The sequence below is a fragment of the Brevibacillus sp. Leaf182 genome, from assembly GCF_001423865.2.
In the GTDB taxonomy this organism is placed as follows: domain Bacteria; phylum Bacillota; class Bacilli; order Brevibacillales; family Brevibacillaceae; genus Brevibacillus; species Brevibacillus brevis_C.
The window spans coordinates 328,554-347,219 of record NZ_LMPN02000017.1 but is presented as its reverse complement, the minus strand read 5'-3'; the positions used below and the strand labels follow the sequence as shown (position 1 = coordinate 347,219).

At 49.2% G+C, this 18,666-nt stretch carries 17 protein-coding genes; 10 read left to right on the top strand and 7 right to left on the bottom strand.

From position 1 onward, the window contains the following. The first annotated feature begins 102 nt into the window (after positions 1-102). From rpoN to eno, 9 genes are all read left to right on the top strand, one after another. On the top strand, positions 103-1,476 hold the full coding sequence (gene rpoN, locus ASG16_RS07615; RefSeq protein WP_056495136.1) for an RNA polymerase factor sigma-54: 1,374 nt from the start codon (positions 103-105) through the stop codon (positions 1,474-1,476). Between the two features lie 4 nt (positions 1,477-1,480). Continuing rightward, complete coding sequence (locus ASG16_RS07610) at positions 1,481-1,753, top strand: glutaredoxin family protein (RefSeq protein ID WP_056495139.1); 273 nt, start codon at positions 1,481-1,483, stop codon at positions 1,751-1,753. 168 nt (positions 1,754-1,921) lie between these two features. Then, a complete protein-coding gene (locus tag ASG16_RS07605) occupies positions 1,922-2,947 on the top strand; it encodes a sugar-binding transcriptional regulator (protein ID WP_056495142.1) in 1,026 nt (341 codons plus the stop codon). A gap of 18 nt (positions 2,948-2,965) precedes the next feature. Further along, positions 2,966-4,330 (top strand): Na+/H+ antiporter NhaC family protein, encoded by a 1,365-nt coding sequence (locus ASG16_RS07600; RefSeq protein WP_056495145.1) that lies wholly within the window; start codon positions 2,966-2,968, stop codon positions 4,328-4,330. 19 nt (positions 4,331-4,349) lie between these two features. After that, a complete protein-coding gene (gene gap, locus ASG16_RS07595; protein WP_056495148.1) occupies positions 4,350-5,354 on the top strand; it encodes a type I glyceraldehyde-3-phosphate dehydrogenase in 1,005 nt (334 codons plus the stop codon). A gap of 99 nt (positions 5,355-5,453) precedes the next feature. Next, complete coding sequence (locus ASG16_RS07590) at positions 5,454-6,638, top strand: phosphoglycerate kinase (protein WP_056495151.1); 1,185 nt, start codon at positions 5,454-5,456, stop codon at positions 6,636-6,638. Positions 6,639-6,659: 21 nt separating this feature from the next. Continuing rightward, positions 6,660-7,418, top strand: a complete 759-nt coding sequence (tpiA, locus tag ASG16_RS07585) for a triose-phosphate isomerase (RefSeq protein ID WP_056495154.1) — start codon at positions 6,660-6,662, stop codon at positions 7,416-7,418. Between the two features lie 12 nt (positions 7,419-7,430). After that, positions 7,431-8,972, top strand: coding sequence for a 2,3-bisphosphoglycerate-independent phosphoglycerate mutase (gpmI, locus tag ASG16_RS07580; RefSeq protein WP_056495157.1), 1,542 nt, complete (start codon positions 7,431-7,433; stop codon positions 8,970-8,972). A gap of 87 nt (positions 8,973-9,059) precedes the next feature. Continuing rightward, positions 9,060-10,346 carry a phosphopyruvate hydratase gene (gene eno, locus ASG16_RS07575; protein WP_056495160.1) on the top strand — a complete coding sequence of 429 codons (1,287 nt, stop codon included), beginning with the start codon at positions 9,060-9,062 and terminating at the stop codon, positions 10,344-10,346. Between the two features lie 194 nt (positions 10,347-10,540). On the opposite strand, the gene ASG16_RS07570 is transcribed toward eno, so the two are convergent. The 3 genes from ASG16_RS07570 to ASG16_RS07555 all read right to left on the bottom strand — a co-directional run bounded on the left by ASG16_RS07570 (position 10,541) and on the right by ASG16_RS07555 (position 13,981). After that, on the bottom strand, positions 10,541-11,368 hold the full coding sequence (locus ASG16_RS07570) for an ABC transporter ATP-binding protein (RefSeq protein ID WP_007729437.1): 828 nt from the start codon (positions 11,366-11,368) through the stop codon (positions 10,541-10,543). 568 nt (positions 11,369-11,936) lie between these two features. Then, positions 11,937-12,974, bottom strand: a complete 1,038-nt coding sequence (locus ASG16_RS07560) for a FecCD family ABC transporter permease (protein WP_048034944.1) — start codon at positions 12,972-12,974, stop codon at positions 11,937-11,939. Continuing rightward, on the bottom strand, positions 12,974-13,981 hold the full coding sequence (locus tag ASG16_RS07555; protein ID WP_056495163.1) for a FecCD family ABC transporter permease: 1,008 nt from the start codon (positions 13,979-13,981) through the stop codon (positions 12,974-12,976). The genes ASG16_RS07560 and ASG16_RS07555 overlap by 1 nt, the downstream gene beginning before the upstream one ends. 183 nt (positions 13,982-14,164) lie before the next feature. Here ASG16_RS07555 and ASG16_RS07550 point away from each other — a divergent pair, with 183 nt between their 5' ends. Then, a complete protein-coding gene (locus tag ASG16_RS07550) occupies positions 14,165-15,175 on the top strand; it encodes an ABC transporter substrate-binding protein (protein WP_056495168.1) in 1,011 nt (336 codons plus the stop codon). 41 nt (positions 15,176-15,216) lie between these two features. On the opposite strand, the gene ASG16_RS07545 is transcribed toward ASG16_RS07550, so the two are convergent. The 4 genes from ASG16_RS07545 to ASG16_RS07530 all read right to left on the bottom strand — a co-directional run bounded on the left by ASG16_RS07545 (position 15,217) and on the right by ASG16_RS07530 (position 18,589). Beyond that, positions 15,217-16,455 carry a YjgB family protein gene (locus ASG16_RS07545; RefSeq protein WP_056495171.1) on the bottom strand — a complete coding sequence of 413 codons (1,239 nt, stop codon included), beginning with the start codon at positions 16,453-16,455 and terminating at the stop codon, positions 15,217-15,219. Then, positions 16,445-16,969: an RNA polymerase sigma factor gene (locus tag ASG16_RS07540; RefSeq protein ID WP_056495173.1), complete on the bottom strand. Its 525-nt coding sequence runs from the start codon at positions 16,967-16,969 to the stop codon at positions 16,445-16,447. Before ASG16_RS07540 ends, ASG16_RS07545 begins: the two co-directional genes overlap by 11 nt. Positions 16,970-17,075: 106 nt before the next feature. After that, a complete protein-coding gene (locus ASG16_RS07535) occupies positions 17,076-17,840 on the bottom strand; it encodes an ABC transporter permease (protein WP_056495176.1) in 765 nt (254 codons plus the stop codon). Continuing rightward, positions 17,840-18,589, bottom strand: coding sequence for an ABC transporter ATP-binding protein (locus ASG16_RS07530; protein ID WP_056495179.1), 750 nt, complete (start codon positions 18,587-18,589; stop codon positions 17,840-17,842). Before ASG16_RS07530 ends, ASG16_RS07535 begins: the two co-directional genes overlap by 1 nt. Positions 18,590-18,666: the final 77 nt, after the last annotated feature.

Below are 18,666 nucleotides of genomic sequence, written 5' to 3'. Positions count from 1 at the left end.
TTCTGCTTCATCAATTTGGCAGGAAAATTGCATGAGAGAACGAATATAATGAAAATAAAGAGTCATCGAGCAGCATGAGCAAGTGCGAAGGAGGCGAGCTTCATGAACATGGGATTGGGGTTATTTCAAGAACAAACACTGAAATTAGTGATGACGCCGGAATTACGCCAAGCGATTACCATATTGCAGTATTCAGCCATTGATCTCATCTCCTATTTGCAGGATCAGGCCAATGAGAATCCTGTTTTTGACCTTGAAGTGGCTGGAGAAGTCGCTTCTGCAAAAGCAGAGAAACCAGCTCCTGAGATTGACTGGAAAGAAATTGTGGGCAATCGCGCGACAGGTGAGTACGGTTCGTCGAAAAATGAAAGCACTTACAATCCGCTGGATCACGTCCAGCAAGGTGCGGAGACGCTGTACGAACATTTGGAGCGTCAACTCGGCTATGTAAAAGGATTCTCGTCGCTGCAAAAACAGATCGCTCTCTTTTTGATCGGGAATCTGGATGAGAAGGGGTATTTGGAAATTACCCTGGAGGAAGCAAGTGCGCGACTGGGCGCTGAAATGCTGGAAATTGAGGACGTGTTGTCCGTTTTGCAGCATTTTGATCCGGTAGGCGTAGCTTCACGCAGCTTAGAAGAATGTCTTTTGCTGCAGCTCGGGCATTTGGCACTCGATGACGAAAAGATCGTTCAGGTCGTTCGCAACCACCTGCAAGATTTGGCGGACAATCGCTATCAACGGATCGCAGACAAAATCGGATGTACACCGCAAGACGTACAGGCGATGGCAGACCTGATCCGTACACTGAATCCGCGTCCAGGTGCGGCCTTTTCCACAGTGGAGACAAGATATGTCATTCCAGATGTGACGGTAGAGAAGGTCGGGAATGATTATGTAGTATTGGTCAATGATGTTGCTGCACCACGGTTGAAAATCAACAGCTTCTATGAAAAAATGCTGAGCCAGCAAAAAAGTCAGGATGAAGCCAAACAATTCATTCACGATAAGCTGAATGCCGCTATGTGGCTGGCAAAAAGTCTGGAGCAGCGCCGCCTGACGCTCATGCGTGTAACACAGGCTATCCTCGATATGCAACGGGAGTTTTTTGATCGGGGGATTCATTTTTTAAAGCCCATGACACAAAAGGAAATTGCAGAGCGGGTCGGCCTGCACGAATCGACGATCAGCCGGGCAACCAGCAACAAGTACGTCCAGACACCGCGTGGAATCTTTGAGCTGAAGTATTTCTTTACGTCAGCGCTCTCTACTTCCAGCGGGGAAGCGACTTCTTCTGAGAGCGTTAAGCGCAGAATCAAAGCTCTGATCGAGCAAGAAGATCGAAAGTCTCCGTTATCTGATCAAAAGCTGGGTGAGATGCTGCTTACAGAGGGGATTGAAATCTCCCGCCGCACGGTTGCCAAGTACCGGGAAGAAATGCTGATTCCATCGTCGGCCAAACGAAAGAGGTTTTAAGGGCATGAATGAAAAAACGTTTGAAATTGTCTTGTACGGACGAAATAAATGTCATTTGTGCGACGAGGTGGAACTCTACATCCGCAGTCTGGCGGAGGAGTTCCCCCTTCGTATGCGCGTAGTCGATATTGAAAGTGATCCTGTCTTGCATGAAGAAATGATGTTTGTCATTCCAGTTGTCGAAATTGATGGAGAAATCGTGTTTCGTTCTATTAAACACGTGGTGACGCTCGGGGAGCTGCGAAACGAATTACATGGACGTGCCGCTCGGACATGAGTGGCACTTTTTTATAGGGGCTCGGGGAAAACTTGCAAGATATTGTTAAATATGATACATTCAAGTTGTAGCAAGTGATCTTTTTTTTGCATCAAGCGGGACATAAAATGTATATACAGGGACATAAAACGTCCCGATCAACAATTTGTAACCAAGGAAGAAGGTATAATGCGACGTTTACTGGAACTGCAACAAAAATTGTTGCCTGACTTGATTCAGGTTTTGCGTCAGCGGTACATGTTACTCCGATCCATCTATCATTTGCAGCCGATTGGCAGAAGAGGTCTAGCTCAAGCCATGGATACCACTGAGCGTATTTTGCGGGCAGAAGTGGAACTGCTAAAAGAGACGGGGCTCCTTCATGTAACGGCTGCGGGAATGAGCCTGAGTGAAGAAGGGCAACAAGTCTTGGACGACATGGAGCCTCTCGTCGGAGAGCTATTCGGCCTTACTGACTTGGCGGAGCGCCTGCAAAAAAAGCTGGGCATAGCAGAAGTCATTGTGGTGCAGGGCAATGCAGATCAATCGCCTTGGGTAAAGGAAGAGCTTGGACGGGTAGGGGCAAGGATCCTCAAACAGGTCGTGCAAGAAGGAGACATTGTAGCGGTAACAGGTGGTTCATCCATCGCCAGCGTAGCAAGTCATCTGACGCCTTCTGCTTCGTTCAAAAACGTTCAGTTTGTCCCTGCTCGCGGTGGACTGGGAGAACGCGTAGAGCTGCAAGCAAATACGCTTGCTTCCGCCATGGCAGCGAAAACAGGTGCTTCTTATCGGCTTCTTCACGTACCGGATCGCCTTCATCCAGAAGCCTTGCAGACATTGGTTAAAGAGCCGCAAGTACAAGATGTGCTGTCGCTCTTGGGCCAAACCCGAATCGTTTTGCATGGAATCGGGGATGCCGTCACGATGGCGAGAAGGCGGAATTATTCGGAGGAAGAGCTCGCAGAATTAGTGGAGACGGGCGCTGTATCAGAAGCATTCGGCTACTACTTTAATGAAGCGGGAGAAACGGTCCACAGAATGCCGACAATTGGTTTACAGCTAGAGGAAGTGCACAAGGCAGAAACTGTGCTCTCCATTGCGGGGGGCGAAAGCAAGGCAAAAGCGATTCTTTCCTTTGCTAAGCAATCGTGTCAGAATGTACTCATTACGGACGAAGGGGCAGCTTACACGCTGTTGTCCACACGATTGTAACGGAAGGAAGTCGGTCGCATGTCTATCACATCGGTAACACCCATCTTGGCAATGATCGCTGGCATCATTTTGAGCCTATCGCTCGGTTTTCCGATTGCATGGGGGATTGTTTTTGCGATCTTGGTCACACTGGTTAGTGTAAAAAGATTGGGTTATCCGTGGAAGCAGCAGTTCGTGTTTGGCTGGGAAGGTGTCCAAAAGGCAAAGCCCGTCCTTACGATTCTGTTTTTAGTAGGACTCTTGATTCCGCTATTAATGATGGGAGGAACCATTCCCGCCATCATTTACTACGGATTATCGATTGTGAATGTCGAGTATTTGTTCGTCCTCTCTTTTCTGTTGACCGCAGGCGTCAGTTATTTATTGGGTACATCAATCGGCACGCTGAGTACGATTGGGCTGTCCCTGATGGGTATTGCACACGCAGCAGGGATATCACCTGCGATCGTAGGTGGTGCGCTCATCTCTGGGGCGATGGTGGGGGAACGTTTCTCACCGATATCCAGCAGTCGATTACTGGTGCTTTCCAATGTCGGTATGACAGAAGAGCAGGAAAGAAGAACACGGCGTCCTGCTTTGCTTACGGTAGCGCTTTGCGCGTTACTTTTCCTGATCCTTGATCTGTTTCGACCTCAGGCGAACTCGACGGATACCATTCAGATGTACCAAGAGCTGTTAGTCAGTCATTTTTCTGTACATTGGCTGCTCATGCTGCCTCTCGTCGTGTTAATTGCCTCTTTTGCACTGAGAGTAAAAGCAGTAAAGGCATTGTTTTTCGGTATCGGAGCCAGTGCGATTCTAGTCGGGATCAATGGGAATTTGGATGTGAAGACGTTTTTTACATCGATACTATATGGATTTGAGCTTCATTCAGGAACGCCGCTGGATCAACTGGTCCATGGGGGCGGGATGTTCGCCATCTTCAATGTTCTGGCGTTAATCATTCTCGCAGGCTTTTTAAACGGCATTTTGAACAGAGCCAATTTATTAACTCCCATCGTAGACAAAATGATGGGCCATACAAAAAATAAGACGGTATTGGTAGCGAAGGCAGCGGCATTGTCGCTGTTAGTGGTTATCATCAGTTGTAATCAAACCATTCCAATACTGGTTCTCGGCTCGACTCTTCTCGGGAGGTTCTCCCAATGGGATGGAGGGCGTGAGCTGTTGGGCAAGACGATGCTGGACTCCACAGTGGTCATGCCTGTACTGATCCCTTGGAACGGACTATCGATGATGATGGCACTCACGTTAGGTGTTTCAACGATCCAGACATTACCTTTTGTGTTTTTTCCAATCTTATTACCGATTGTTACGATATTATCGACTCGCTGGTTTTCGCCAGAGGGCAGGTTTCTCGCGATGAAGAATAAAGCTAGCTAATGAGCAGGAGGTATACATTATGGTAAAAGTAGGTATTAACGGATTTGGTCGTATCGGTCGTAACGTATTTCGTGCAGCACTGAACAATCCGAATGTAGAAATCGTAGCGGTCAATGACCTGACAGATGCACGCACACTGGCGCACCTTTTGAAATATGACACGGTTCATGGCGTTTTGAACGTGAGTGTTGAAGCTTCCGAGAACACGCTCATCGTTGATGGCAAAGAAATCAAGGTGTTGGCAGAACGCGATCCAGCACAACTCAAGTGGGCAGAGTACGGTGTTGAAATCGTAGTCGAATCGACTGGACGCTTCACGAAGCGCGAAGATGCAGCGAAGCACTTGGAGGGTGGCGCGAAAAAAGTCATCATCTCCGCTCCAGCAACAAACGAAGACATTACAGTCGTAATCGGTGTAAACGAAGACAAGTACGATCCAGCACAACACACTGTGATCTCCAACGCATCCTGCACAACGAACTGCTTGGCGCCATATGCGAAGGTTCTCAATGAAAAATTCGGTATCGTACGCGGCTTGATGACAACCGTTCACTCTTATACGAATGACCAACAAATTCTCGACCTGCCGCACAAAGATTTGCGCCGTGCCCGTGCAGCTGCGGAGAACATCATCCCAACCTCTACAGGAGCGGCAAAAGCGGTAGCACTCGTACTGCCTGAGCTGAAAGGCAAGCTGAACGGTTTTGCTATGCGCGTACCAACTCCAAACGTATCCGTAGTGGACTTGGTAGTTGAGCTGAAAACAGACGCAACTGTTGAAGAAATCAACAACGCTCTGAAAGAAGCGGCAGAAGGCCCACTCAAAGGCATTCTCGGCTACTCCGAAGAGCCGCTCGTATCCTCTGATTACAATGGAAACCCTGCATCCTCCACAATCGATGCTTTGTCTACAATGGTACTGGAAGGAAACATGGTAAAAGTCGTTTCCTGGTATGATAACGAGTGGGGTTACTCCAATCGTGTCGTAGACTTGTGTCATTATGTTGCACAGCGCGGCTTCTAACACGTAAAATAGAACTGTTGTGGAAAAAAAGGGAGAGCAATCTCCCTTTTCCCATATCTTTTTTCCGAATAAAAAGCCAATGATTTGGGAGGATCGTTCATGAACAAGAAATCTATCCGCGATGTTGAGCTGGCAGGCAAGCGCGTATTCTGCCGTGTCGACTTTAACGTGCCGATGCAGGACGGGGTAATCACCGACGATACACGCATTCGTGCTGCTGTACCAACTATCCGTTTCATGATGGAGGCAGGAGCCAAAGTAATCCTGGCGAGCCATTTTGGGCGTCCTAAAGGCCAAGTAGTGGAAGAGATGCGTCTTACTCCTGTCGCAGCCCATCTGTCCTCGCTTTTGGGCAAGGACGTGCGTAAGCTGGAGGATTGCCATGGTGCTGACGTAGAAGCGGCAGTAGAACGAATTGAGTCTGGCGACGTCATCCTGTTGGAAAACGTGCGCTTCCATGCGGGAGAAGAAAAGAACGATCCAGAACTGGCAAAAAGCTTTGCGGCCTTGGCTGATCTGTTTGTGAATGATGCATTCGGGACAGCTCACCGGGCACATGCTTCTACAGCGGGAATCGCTGAGTACATACCAGCAGTTGCGGGCTTATTGATGGAAAAGGAGATTCGCTTCATGGGCGGAGCCTTGTCCAATCCGGAGCGTCCGTTTACCGCGATTGTCGGCGGTGCAAAAGTAAAGGATAAGATTGCTGTCATTGAAAATTTGTTGACCAAAGTCGATCATCTGATTATCGGTGGCGGTATGGCGAATACATTCCTCAAAGCACAGGGCTATGGCATTGGTGCTTCTCTGTGTGAAGACGACAAGCTCGATCTCGCACGTACGTTGATGGATCAGGCAAAAGAGCGCGGCGTTCAATTGCTGATGCCAGTTGATGTTGTGGTAGCTGACCGTTTTGCGGCAGATGCAGAAAAGCAGGTCGTTGCAATCGATGCGATTCCAGAGGGCTGGATGGCACTCGATATTGGGCCAAAAACAGTGGAGCAGTACCACAACGTCATTGTAGATTCGAAAACGGTTGTATGGAACGGTCCGATGGGCGTATTTGAAATGGATGCTTTTGCAGGCGGCACGATTGGTGTAGCCAAGGCGATGGCAGCATGCAGCGGTACGACCATCATCGGTGGCGGCGATTCCGTAGCGGCTGTGGAAAAAGCAGGCGTAGCCGAGCAGATGACACACATTTCTACAGGCGGCGGAGCGTCCCTGGAATTCATGGAAGGCAAGGAACTGCCAGGCGTAGCTGTGTTGGCAGATAACCAATAAGAGCGAAGAGGGGGAGTTTGCATGCGAACACCAATTATCGCGGGGAACTGGAAGATGTTCAAAACGATGGCCGAGGCAAGAGCGTTTGCACAGGACGCCAAGGCAGGCAACCATACTTCCGGGGTACAAAAAGTCATTTGCGCACCTTTTACAGCGTTGGCTGCACTTAAGGAAGAGCTGGCGGGCACGGATATTGCCATCGGCGCGCAAAACATGCATTTTGAAGAGCAAGGTGCTTATACAGGCGAAATCAGCGCGTCCATGCTGAAAGAAATCGGTGTGGAGTACGTGATCCTTGGTCACTCCGAGCGCCGTCAATATTTCAATGAGACAGATGAGACCGTGAACAAAAAGGTTGTAGCCGCATTAGCCGCAGGTCTCGTACCGATTGTGTGCGTAGGCGAGAGTCTGGAGCAACGGGAAGCAGGCGAGACAGCTGACGTAGTCCGTACGCAGACAGAAGGTGCCTTTGCTGGAGTGGATGCTGCACAAGTGGCGGATACCATTATTGCATACGAGCCGATTTGGGCGATTGGCACAGGCAAGTCTTCCACGGCAGAGGATGCCAATGAAACGATTGCTATCATTCGCAGTGTAATCGGTGAACGCTTCGGACAAACGACAGCCGAGAAAGTGCGCATTCAATACGGCGGCAGCGTAAAGCCGGAAAACATCGCAAGCTACATGGCACAGCCAGACATCGACGGAGCATTGGTTGGTGGCGCGAGTCTCGTAGCGGACAGCTACTTGCAGCTTGTGGCAGGAGCTACGTCGCGATAGGAGGAGAAAGCAATGGCACAAAGACCAAAACCGGTTGCCCTTTTAATTGTGGATGGTTTTGCTCTGCGTAACGAAACGTATGGAAACGCAGTAGCACAAGCCAGCAAGCCGAATTTTGACCGTTACTGGAACCAATACCCTCACGCGACCCTGGAGGCAAGTGGGCTGGCTGTTGGACTGCCAGAAGGACAGATGGGGAACTCCGAGGTAGGCCATCTCAATATCGGAGCAGGGCGTGTTGTTTATCAGGATTTGACGCGCATTACCAAGTCGATTCGAGAAGGCGCTTTTTTTGAAAACGAAACATTGATCGCAGCTTTCCAGCACGCGAAGCAAAACGGCAAGCAACTCCATCTGTTCGGACTTTTGTCCGATGGTGGTGTACACAGTCACATTGACCACCTGTTTGCGATGCTCGAGTTGGCGAAAAAGCAGGACTTTGCGGATGTGTTCATCCATGGTTTCCTCGATGGCCGCGATGTATCGCCTGACAGTGCAGTGGGCTATATCGAACAGCTGCAAGCCAAAATTGCAGAAATCGGCGTTGGCCGCATTGCTACGGTACAAGGTCGCTACTATGCGATGGATCGGGACAAACGCTGGGATCGCGTAGAGAAGGCGTATCGTGCCATGGTGTATGCAGATGCTCCGGCTTATCGTGATCCGGTTCAAGCGGTAAAGGAATCCTACGAAAAGTCCATTATGGATGAATTCGTCATGCCAACCGTGATTCTTGATGAAGCAGGCAAACCTGTGACGACCGTTCAAAGCGGCGATTCGATTATTTTTTATAATTTCCGCCCGGATCGTGCGATTCAAATGTCGCAAGCCTTTACGAATGAAGACTTCCGTGGCTTTGACCGCGGAGATAAGCGACCACGCGATCTGCATTTTGTGTGCCTGACGCATTTTTCCGAGACGGTTGACGGGTATGTCGCTTACAAGCCTTCCAATCTGGATAATACATTGGGAGAGGTGCTTTCCCAGCACGGCTTGAAGCAGTTGCGCATTGCCGAGACAGAGAAATATCCGCATGTGACGTTCTTCTTCAGTGGCGGGCGTGAAAAGGAGTTTCCAGGTGAGACGCGTATCCTGATTCCTTCGCCAAAAGTAGCGACGTACGATCTGCAGCCGGAGATGAGTGCACCAGAGCTGACAGACGCTGTTGTCGCTGAGATTGAGGCAGACAATTTTGACGCGATCATCCTGAACTTTGCCAACTGCGACATGGTTGGTCATTCCGGTATGATGGAGCCAACGATCAAAGCAGTCGAGACGGTTGATGCATGCTTGGGCCGAGTGGTCGATGCCATCGTAGCAAAAGGTGGCGTAGCCATCATCACGGCTGACCACGGAAACGCGGATCTGATGCTGGATGAAGCGGGACGCCCGATTACTTCACACAGTACGTATCCGGTGCCTGTAATCGTGACCAAAGACGGGGCTGTTCTGCGCGAAGACGGTATTTTGGCCGACTTGTCACCAACGCTTTTGGAGCTTTTGGGGGTAGCGCAACCGGTTGAAATGACAGGCAAATCGTTACTTGCAAAATAGGCTTTACTGGGACACACTGTAAGGGTAGCTTGGCTTTTATCGAAAAATAGATTGTAAGTGCACATGAAAAAAGGAGATGGACGAGAAATGGCAATGATTACTGACATTTATGCACGCGAAATTATGGACTCCCGCGGTAATCCAACTGTGGAAGTAGAAGTGTATCTCGAAGATGGCTCGATGGGTCGCGCAGATGTTCCATCTGGAGCGTCTACAGGTGCGTATGAAGCAGTTGAGCTTCGCGACGGTGACAAATCCCGTTACCTGGGCAAAGGCGTTCTGAAAGCCGTAGAAAACGTGAATGAAATCATTGCTCCTGAACTGATCGGCATGGATGCCCTCGATCAAGTTGGTATCGATATGGCGATGATTCAGCTCGACGGCACGCCAAACAAAGGCAAGCTGGGCGCAAACGCGATTCTCGGCGTGTCCATGGCAGTAGCACGTGCAGCCGCAGATTCTCTCGGCGTTCCTCTCTACAACTACCTCGGCGGCTTCAACGCAAGAATGTTGCCAGTTCCTATGATGAACATCCTGAACGGTGGTAAGCACGCAGACAACACCGTAGACATTCAGGAATTCATGGTTATGCCAGTAGGTGCGACATCCTTCAAGGAAGCGCTGCGCACAGGTGCGGAAATTTTCCACTCCCTGAAAAAAGTATTGGGTGAAAAAGGCCTGAGCACAGCAGTAGGGGATGAGGGTGGTTTTGCTCCAAACCTGAAATCCAACGAAGAAGCGATCACAACCATTTTGGATGCGATCAAGGTAGCGGGCTATGAGCCAGGCAAAGACGTGTTCCTCGCGCTGGACGTAGCGGCTACAGAGATGTTCAAAGACGGCAAATACCACTTCGAAGGCGAAGGCGTTGTGAAAACAACAGAAGAAATGATCGCATTCTACGAAGATCTGGTAAACAAATACCCAATCATCTCCATCGAAGACGGTTTGTCTGAAGACGACTGGGATGGCTGGAAAGCGCTGACTGACAAGTTGGGCAGCAAAGTCCAGTTGGTAGGTGACGACTTGTTCGTAACGAACACAGAGCGTCTGGCTCGCGGAATCGAGACCTCCACAGGTAACTCCATTCTGGTAAAAGTAAACCAAATCGGTACGCTGACAGAAACCTTCGAAGCGATCGAAATGGCGAAGCTGGCAGGTTATACAGCGGTCATCTCCCACCGTTCCGGTGAAACGGAAGACTCTACAATCTCTGATATCGCAGTCGCTACAAATGCTGGTCAAATCAAGACTGGTGCGCCTTCCCGCACTGACCGCGTAGCGAAGTACAACCAATTGCTGCGTATTGAAGACGAACTCGCTGATACAGCTCGCTTTGGCGGTCGTTCTGCCTTCTACAACCTGAAGAAGTAAGCTTGCCTGATTGATAGATAAAAAGAGCGCGCGGCAGTCCAGGATGCAAAAAAAGTCCGGGACTGCCGCGCCTCTTTGTGTAGGATGAAAGAAACATGCCACCGGAAGCCTCGCTTCGTTAGGCGTTCAAGTTTTTGCATAAGAAAAAAGACTGCCCATACGACTCGATGGACAGTCTTTTTGTTGTTTGGCGCTTATGACATGGCGAATGCTTTTCGTTCGGTCTGCACAGTGCCCAGGCGACTTTTACTATACGGGATGCACATAGGAGTTCCGTACAGCGGGTCTTGCGTAATTTGGCAATCCATATCGAATACCGTACGGACAAGGTCGGTCGTCAGCACTTCGTTCGGAGCGCCTTCTGCCACTACGGTTTGATTGTGAACAGCAACGATATGATGGGCATAGCGGCAAGCGAGATTCAGATCGTGGAGAACCATGACGATGGTACGCTGTTCCGTTTGATTCAGTTCAAACAACAGGTCCAAAATCTCAATCTGATGCGACATATCCAAATAAGTCGTAGGCTCATCCAGCAAAATCGTCTCGGTTCCTTGGGCGAGCGTCATCGCAATCCAGGCGCGTTGACGTTGTCCGCCAGAAAGACTGTCGACGGCACGATTAGCCATATCCGTGAGTTGAGTAGCTGCCAATGCTTTGTTGACCATCTGCTCGTCTTCTTCTGACCATTGCTGTAGCCAGTTTTGATAAGGATAGCGTCCTTGTTTGACCAATTGCAGAATCGTTAATCCTTCTGGTGCAGATGGGCCTTGAGGAAGGATAGCAAGACGTTTGGCTACCTCTTTGGTAGAGCGTTTCGCGATCGATTCTCCTTCAAGCAGGATGGCGCCTTCCTTTGGTTTGAGTAAACGTGCCAGAGAGCGCAGCAATGTCGATTTGCCACTGCCATTACTGCCAATGAAAACTGTGATTTTTCCACGCGGGATGTTTAAATCTAATGCTTCAATGATGTTGCGTTCTCCGTACGATAACGTAAGCCGTTGGGTTTCCAAAGCTTGCATATGGTCTGGACTCCTTTCAAACGCATAGGAAGTTTAAAAATATATTCAGGGTCGCATGTGGCTGCGGTGGGGAGAAGAATATTTCCAGTCTAGGCTCCAGGCTCCGTCCCACTGGAAGTGTGCACTGTCCGCTCCGAAGGGATTCGCGGGGAAACGCAAAAGCGGTAGCCGCTTCGTCGTATGGGCACGGTTGCGTTTCTTTTGCCCGCGAATCCCTTCTCCGCTCGGTAGGACTCCACAAGTCGCTACGTCTGGAAATATTCTTCTCTGGCGTAACGGAATATGCTCTACATTCTTTTAAGGCTTTTAAAATCGTCATAACAAGGAAAGCTCGTAGAGGAAACAGGAGAAATAAGCGAAGATCTTTGGTACACCGACCGAGACTCCATGCAAAAAGCGAAACACGCTCTTAAGCGTCCACCTCTGAAAAACATCCTGAAAGAACTACTTTGGACGCGGTTTCGCTTTTTGCATGGAGTCGGGCAGTGAATCCCTCAGTGGGTGGGACAAGAATCTGAGCGTTTTCTCCTGTTTCCTCCCCACCACTACAGCGGGACTAAGTTCTTTCCTAGCGATTTCGGTTTTTGTACAGCAAGTAGATGAAAAACGGAGCGCCGATGGCAGAGGTGAATACTCCTACAGGCACTTCGATTGGTGAAAAAGCCATGCGTGCAATCAAATCGGCAAGCAATACGATAATGGCACCCAAGAAAGCTGAAAGTGTCATGGCACCGCCAAAGGACGGACCAATCAGTTGCTTGGCAATGTGTGGGGCCAGCAAAGCCACAAAGCTGATATCTCCTCCAACAGAGACGGCTGTTCCCGTCAAAGCCGCACAAATCATGAGCAGGAGGAAGCGATCCAATTGTAAGGAACTGCCGAGACTTGTCGCCAGATCATCGCCGAGCTGTTGAATGTTCACGCGTCTTGCAAGCAAGCACGCTGCGAGAATCAGTCCGACTACCCACGGCAAAATCATGAATACGTCGTTCCAGGCAACGCCGTAGATGCTTCCGGTCAGCCAGAGCAATGCCTTATTTTGCAGCAAAAACGGACTGAACATGATCAGCATGGTGACAATGGCACCCGCTGCGATTTTGATTCCAACACCGATCATGACGAGACGAAGCGGCGTAACTCCTTTTTTCCAAGAGAGGGCGTACAGCAGGAATGTCGTCAATGTTGCTCCCAAAAAAGCGATGGGAGGAAGCCACTTGATGCTCGCTGTTTCAAATAGGATCAGGAAACCGACTGCAAAAACAGATGCTCCCCCCGATACCCCAAGAATATCCGGGGAAGCCAGCGGATTGCGGACGAGCCCCTGCATGATGGCACCCGCAACGGCGAGTGCGGCACCTACCAGAATAGCAATGACGATGCGTGGCAGGCGAAATTGCTCCACAATCAAAGCATTCTCTTCTGAACCGATTCCCAACAAAACTTTTACCACATCGAGCGGGGCGATTTTCATTTCACCCATTCCGAGACTGACAACCGCCACTGCGATGACGATCAGCAAGGCGAGTAGCGAAAACCAGATCGTCTTTTTATGTAGCTGAAACGATGAAAAGCGCTTGCCGATGCGAAGAGACAGGTAGTCTTTCATTATTTATCCAGCCCCTTGCGTGCGACATAGATGAAGAACGGAATTCCGATCAGGGCTGTCATTACTCCAATAGGAACTTCGGCAGGCATTGCGATAAAGCGAGCGCCGATGTCTGCTAACAGCAGCAGAATGGAACCAAGCAGACCGCTGTACAAAAGCACCCAGCGTGTGTTGATTCCGACAAGATAGCGGGCCAGATGCGGGGTAACCAATCCGACAAAACCAATAGGTCCAGCAACAGCAACCGCGCAACCGGATAAGAGAACAATGACGATTCCAACACTAAATTTGACCAATAATGTGCGTTGTCCGAGACCTTTTGCAACGTCATCGCCCATCAACAACGTTTGAATCGGACGTGCGAGGGCAAAAGCAGCGATCCAGGCGATGATCATATAAGGAAAGACAGTGGCTAAATACTCCAGCTTTCTGCCTCCAACGGAACCCGCCAGCCAGAAAAGCACCTCGTCAGTAGCTTTTTCATTCAGGACCATCATGCCGTGTCGGATCGAGGAAGCCAAAGCGGTGATAGCTGCACCCGCTAGAACCAGCTTCACAGGCGAAAGACCATCTCTGCCGAATGAACCGAGCAAGTAGACGATCAAACCTGCTACAGCGGCTCCTAAAAAGGAAATCCACGTAAACTGGGTCAAGGAGCTGATCCCAACAAATGTAACGGCGAACACAACAAAAAGAGAAGCACCTGCATTAAGACCGAACAGTTCAACGTCTGCAACAGGGTTTCTCGTCAAGGATTGGAGCAGAGTTCCGGCCAAGCCGAGGCAGAAACCGACCGTAAGCGCATTGAGCACACGCGGTACTCGTACTTCTTTAATGACGATGTGTTCATTGGAGCCGTTGAAATTCGTGTAGGCATCAATCGCAGTTTGCCAACTCGTGTCAATGACGCCAAAGATGAGGCTGGCATAACTGAGGTAAGTCAGGAGAAGAAGGGCGAATACCACTCCCAGAATTTTACGAAAGTTGCTAGCTAAAAAAGAATTCATGATGGCTACATCCTTATTTCTTAGATGGTTTCATAGTTAAGTGTAGAGCTACATAAAGGAAGTGTCAATGACGTTGATAGTCATTATCATTTTATGATTGACTTTTGACAAGCAGGGGAGTAGGATAGACTCTGTCATTGATATGAATTCTCATTATAGAAAAGGGAAAGGGGTCCTTTCATCATGTTTTCTCGTACATATCGGACCGCAGGCGGTAAAGCGTTCTTTGCTGTCTTAATGGCGCTCTTGCTGATCGTTACAGGTTGTGGCGCACCGCAAGCAAGCGAACAAAAGCCGGCAGAACAAAAGCCTGCTGATCAAGCAACTGGCAATTCCGAGGGTTCCGGCCAAAGCTACACAGTGAAACACGCAATGGGTGAAACAACCATTAAAGGAACACCAGAACGTATCGTTATGTTGACTAACCAAGGTACAGAAACCTTGATGGCTCTCGGTGTAAAGCCAGTAGGGGCTGTAGGTTCGACCGTTGATCCTACTCAATTCTACGATTTCACCAAGTCCTTCCTTGAGGGGACAAAATCCGTTGGTACAGAAGGACAACCTAACCTAGAAGCAATCGCGGCACTGAAACCTGACCTGATTCTGGGTATGAAATTCCGTCATGAAAAAATTTATCAACAATTGACTGCAATCGCTCCAACCGTATTTGTGGATGAGCCGCGCGGTGACTGGAAAGCAAACTTCTCCTTGTTCGCAGAAGCAGTAAACAAAAAGGCTGAGGGCGAAAAGGTCCTTGCTGACTGGAACAAGCGCGTAGAAGACTTCAAAGTAAAAGCCGGCGACAAGCTGAACACGAAAGTATCCGTAGTTCGCTTCATGCCTGGTAAAGTTCGCATCTACTACAAAGACACCTTCACTGGCGCGATCTTCAAGGATCTTGGCCTGGCACGTCCAGCTTCCCAAGATAAAGAAGAATTCGCAGCAGAAGTAACCAAAGAGCGCATTCCAGAAATGGACGGCGACATCATGTTCTACTTCACGTACGAAACAGGCAAAGGCGAGGCTTCTAAGCTGGAGCAGGAGTGGACAAACGATCCTCTCTGGAAAAACCTGAACGTCGTGAAAAACAACAAGGCATTCAAAGTGGATGACACCATCTGGAATACTTCCGGTGGCGTAATCGCAGCCAATAAAGTACTGGATGAGCTGGAAGGCTACATCATCGGTAAATAATGAGAAAAGACGGGACTAATGCTCCCGTCTTTTTTGTGTGGTTATCCCGCCATGTTGTTGAATGTTCCTCGTGGGTAGTAAATGTTTACGTGATCGATGTAAAGGGTGTTTGGATCATCGGTCATGATGCCTGAGAAAATGAATTTCAATTCGTAATCAGGGGTTACCTTGTAGGTGTAGATGGTTTGGCCGCCCGTTGTGATTTTGCTAGTTGGCTCCCCAAGTGTTTCACGCACTTCGGCAAGTGTGATTGCTTGCAGGCGCGGGTCATAGGAACGAATATCCACGATCTGCATTCCTTTGTTAAAGGCGAAGACTAGATTGAGATCCCGGTACGTATTGTAAGTGATACCATTAATGAAGGAGACGACATCCGGTTTGCCCAGTTGTTTTTCTGCATCATCGAATACATCCTTTTCTAAACGATACTGACTGCCAAAGATTTGGCCTTTCCCGGCGAGATCACGCACGCTTTGCAACAATTCGGCGTTGTCTCCATATAGCATGAGATTTTTGTTTCCTTGCGGGTGATACAGATGGTATTCAACAAGAATCAAGTCTTCCTTACTCGTGCTTTTCGTGCCTTGGAAGTGGAACTTCACCTGATAGTCGTTTGTGACATCGTAGGTGTAAATCGTTTGATTGCCAAACTCACTAATACGCCCGGGTTTTCCCCAGCTCTTTTCGACGGCAGACAGGCTGATTTGCTGCAAACGTGAATCTGTCCTGTGCATGTCTACGAGCTGCATGCCTTTGTTGTAGCCAAACACGACTTCTTTTTTCGGGTAGGCGGAGTAGATCAGCCCATTTGCTGTGTAGGTTTTCTCAGGTTTTCCCCAGCCCTTCTCAACTTCCTCTACCGTTCTTTCCAGAGAGAAAGGATGCCAGATGACTCTGCCTTCTTTCGCATTGGAGAGAATTTGTGACAATAGCTCCTCTGACTGCGGAGTAGGCTGTGTGGTTACGCTGTTGTTTGGAGCCGGTCCCGGAGAAGCAGTAGGAGAGCCAGGAGCAATAGGCGCAATGGTGTCTGGCAATGTACTCTGTTGTTGATTCGTAAGCAGTGAGGCTCCCAGCCAGACGGTCACAGCAAGTACGGAGCAGAGGGCCAATCCCTTGCCAAGGGCAGAGAAACCACGAAAAGGGACAGTCCGCCCAGATTTACTCACATTTGTTTGGCGAATAGCAGAAACGATCTCGTGATTTTTTTCTCCGCTCATTTTCATATCCGGCATCCCTTTCAATTTAGCTAGTAAGTCATGGTCTGAATTAGATCGCATCGCCAATCATCTCCTTTTTCTCACGCTCAAATATTTCCCTGACAGCTTTCATGGCACGGTGCAGTGTCACGTTTACTTTGTTTTCGGACCACCCAAGTATTTCAGCCGTCTCCTTGGAGGACAGTCCCTTGACTCCACGCAAAATGAGCACCTCGCGAAAAGCGGGTTTTACTTCACGGATCGCCTGGTAAAGTGCTTGCTGCTCCTCATGTACGTGCAGAATTTCTTCCGGTGTTTTTTCTTCCGTCTCTACACTCGCCAGCCATTTATCTGGCAGCCAATTACGAAGACGTTGCTTTCGTTTATGATCGATGGCGGTATTCCTCGCGATCGTCAATAACCATGTTTTCGGTTGCGATCTGCCTTCGAATGCATCCAGAGACCGAAGCGCTTTTAGAAAGACATCCTGAACGAGGTCTTCTACATCGCGGGTTCCTGTGTAGTAAATAAGAAATTTGAAAATATCATCGCCATAGCGCAGGAACCATTGCTCCATTAATCCGTTTTTGTCCATAGCTGAACCACCTTTTGTACGTTCTACTTGTAATTTGACGACTCAGGGTGCATTTCATTACAAAAACAAAAAAACTGCCGGAAGCTGTGTCCGACAGTGTGTGTATTTAAGAGTGGAGCATGGAGTCCCGCGTAAACCAGAGCTGATAACTGAGCATACTGATCAGAACCGCCGAAATAGCAGCGGAGGAGCTAAAGCTGAGCATAATGAGGATTTGATAGCGTACGGCCTCGATGGGACTGGCACCCGCGACGATCATTCCGGTCATCATTCCTGGCAACTGGACGAGTCCGATTGTTTTCATCGTATCAAAGGTAGGAATCATGCTCGCTTTGACCGCGCGCTTCAACACCACATGCACAGCTTGGCGTGTAGTGGCTCCCAGGCAAAGCAATGTCTCGATTTCCCCACGAGAGGCTTCCACTTCTCTGTTCATATGCGTGAGAAAAAGGCTTGTGACGATCATAGAGCTGCCAATAATCATGCCGCTCATCGGGATGAGGTACTGCGGCGTAGGAGAGACAAGCCCGAGTATAACCAACAGACCCATGGTGATGATCTCTGTGATCGCAAGGGAAAGGGAGATCCGCCAAAAAATCCCCGATACATGCTTAGCTCTGCTGGCAGCGTTCCACGAAGCGACGAAGATCATCATGAGAATGATCAATAAAATAAACCAGACACTATCGGCAGCAAAGACAAAATGCAGGACGTAGCCGATCGCGAGCAATTGAACGGTAGAGCGAATGGTACCAATCAAAATGTCTTTTTCCAAACCGAGCTTCTGCCAAACAGAGAGCAGGAGGGCGATGAAAACAAAGGCATAGGCAAAGAGTAGCCACATGTATGAAAACGTAAACGTATGCGTCATCACTGCACCTCACTTAGGGCAGCATGGACATTTCCATCTTGCAAAAATTCACGTGCTTCCACGGATTGGGGCGAGTGGAAAAACGCATCACATTCAGCATCTTCTGCGAGCAGGTGGTTGGCCATAAACCAAATGCGCTTGCAAGCGACTCGCGCTTCTTCTAAATCATGCGTGACCCAAATTAAGGTCGTTCCCGTTTGGTGGTGCAAATCGACGAGGAGCCGCTCAGCAGCCTGCTTGCTTTTCGGATCGAGTGAAGCGGTGACCTCATCCAGCAGCAGGACAGGTGGCTGGAGCAACAGACTTCGAACGAGCGCGAGCCGTTGCTTTTCTCCGCCAGATAGTTGAGCGGCTGGTTTTGACCAATCGATCTCTTCCATATATAACTGCTCCATCAAGTCTGAGGCGAGCTTCTTATCAAAAGGACGCTGATGCAGGCTGCTCACTGTCCGCAGGTTGTCTTCCACGTTCCCGCGCAGCATGACGGCTTGCTGTGCCACATAACTGATTTTCATTCGCCAAGCTCTCGCGTCCCACAGTGACATTTCTTTATTCTCCAAGGAAACTGTACCGGCGTCAGGTTGTAGGAGGCGACCCAAAATACGAAGCAATGTGCTTTTTCCCTGTCCTGATTGCCCCAGAATTCCAATAATCGTAGGTTCATCAATACTCGCGTTTATGTCACGGAACAACCATGTACTCGTGGGAGAGTGGATTTGTTTCCCTAAAGATTCAATCTTGATGGTCATATGTAAAAGCCTCCCCATTAACGCGGAAAACACCGAAGAGGACGAGTCTTCGGTGTTTCTTTCCTACAGGCTATCTA

Bases quoted from the DNA above. Each gene is read 5' to 3' on its own strand.
- ASG16_RS07550 (WP_056495168.1), top strand. From the start codon at position 14,165: ATGTTTTCTCGTACATATCGGACCGCAGGCGGTAAAGCGTTCTTTGCT.
- ASG16_RS07530 (WP_056495179.1), bottom strand. From the start codon at position 18,589: ATGACCATCAAGATTGAATCTTTAGGGAAACAAATCCACTCTCCCACG.
- ASG16_RS07560 (WP_048034944.1), bottom strand. From the start codon at position 12,974: ATGAAAGACTACCTGTCTCTTCGCATCGGCAAGCGCTTTTCATCGTTT.
- ASG16_RS07570 (WP_007729437.1), bottom strand. From the start codon at position 11,368: ATGCAAGCTTTGGAAACCCAACGGCTTACGTTATCGTACGGAGAACGC.
- ASG16_RS07555 (WP_056495163.1), bottom strand. From the start codon at position 13,981: ATGAATTCTTTTTTAGCTAGCAACTTTCGTAAAATTCTGGGAGTGGTA.
- ASG16_RS07540 (WP_056495173.1), bottom strand. From the start codon at position 16,969: ATGGACAAAAACGGATTAATGGAGCAATGGTTCCTGCGCTATGGCGAT.
- ASG16_RS07610 (WP_056495139.1), top strand. From the start codon at position 1,481: ATGAATGAAAAAACGTTTGAAATTGTCTTGTACGGACGAAATAAATGT.
- gpmI (WP_056495157.1), top strand. From the start codon at position 7,431: ATGGCACAAAGACCAAAACCGGTTGCCCTTTTAATTGTGGATGGTTTT.
- ASG16_RS07600 (WP_056495145.1), top strand. From the start codon at position 2,966: ATGTCTATCACATCGGTAACACCCATCTTGGCAATGATCGCTGGCATC.
- ASG16_RS07545 (WP_056495171.1), bottom strand. From the start codon at position 16,455: ATGCGATCTAATTCAGACCATGACTTACTAGCTAAATTGAAAGGGATG.
- ASG16_RS07535 (WP_056495176.1), bottom strand. From the start codon at position 17,840: ATGACGCATACGTTTACGTTTTCATACATGTGGCTACTCTTTGCCTAT.
- tpiA (WP_056495154.1), top strand. From the start codon at position 6,660: ATGCGAACACCAATTATCGCGGGGAACTGGAAGATGTTCAAAACGATG.
- ASG16_RS07590 (WP_056495151.1), top strand. From the start codon at position 5,454: ATGAACAAGAAATCTATCCGCGATGTTGAGCTGGCAGGCAAGCGCGTA.
- eno (WP_056495160.1), top strand. From the start codon at position 9,060: ATGGCAATGATTACTGACATTTATGCACGCGAAATTATGGACTCCCGC.
- rpoN (WP_056495136.1), top strand. From the start codon at position 103: ATGAACATGGGATTGGGGTTATTTCAAGAACAAACACTGAAATTAGTG.
- gap (WP_056495148.1), top strand. From the start codon at position 4,350: ATGGTAAAAGTAGGTATTAACGGATTTGGTCGTATCGGTCGTAACGTA.
- ASG16_RS07605 (WP_056495142.1), top strand. From the start codon at position 1,922: ATGCGACGTTTACTGGAACTGCAACAAAAATTGTTGCCTGACTTGATT.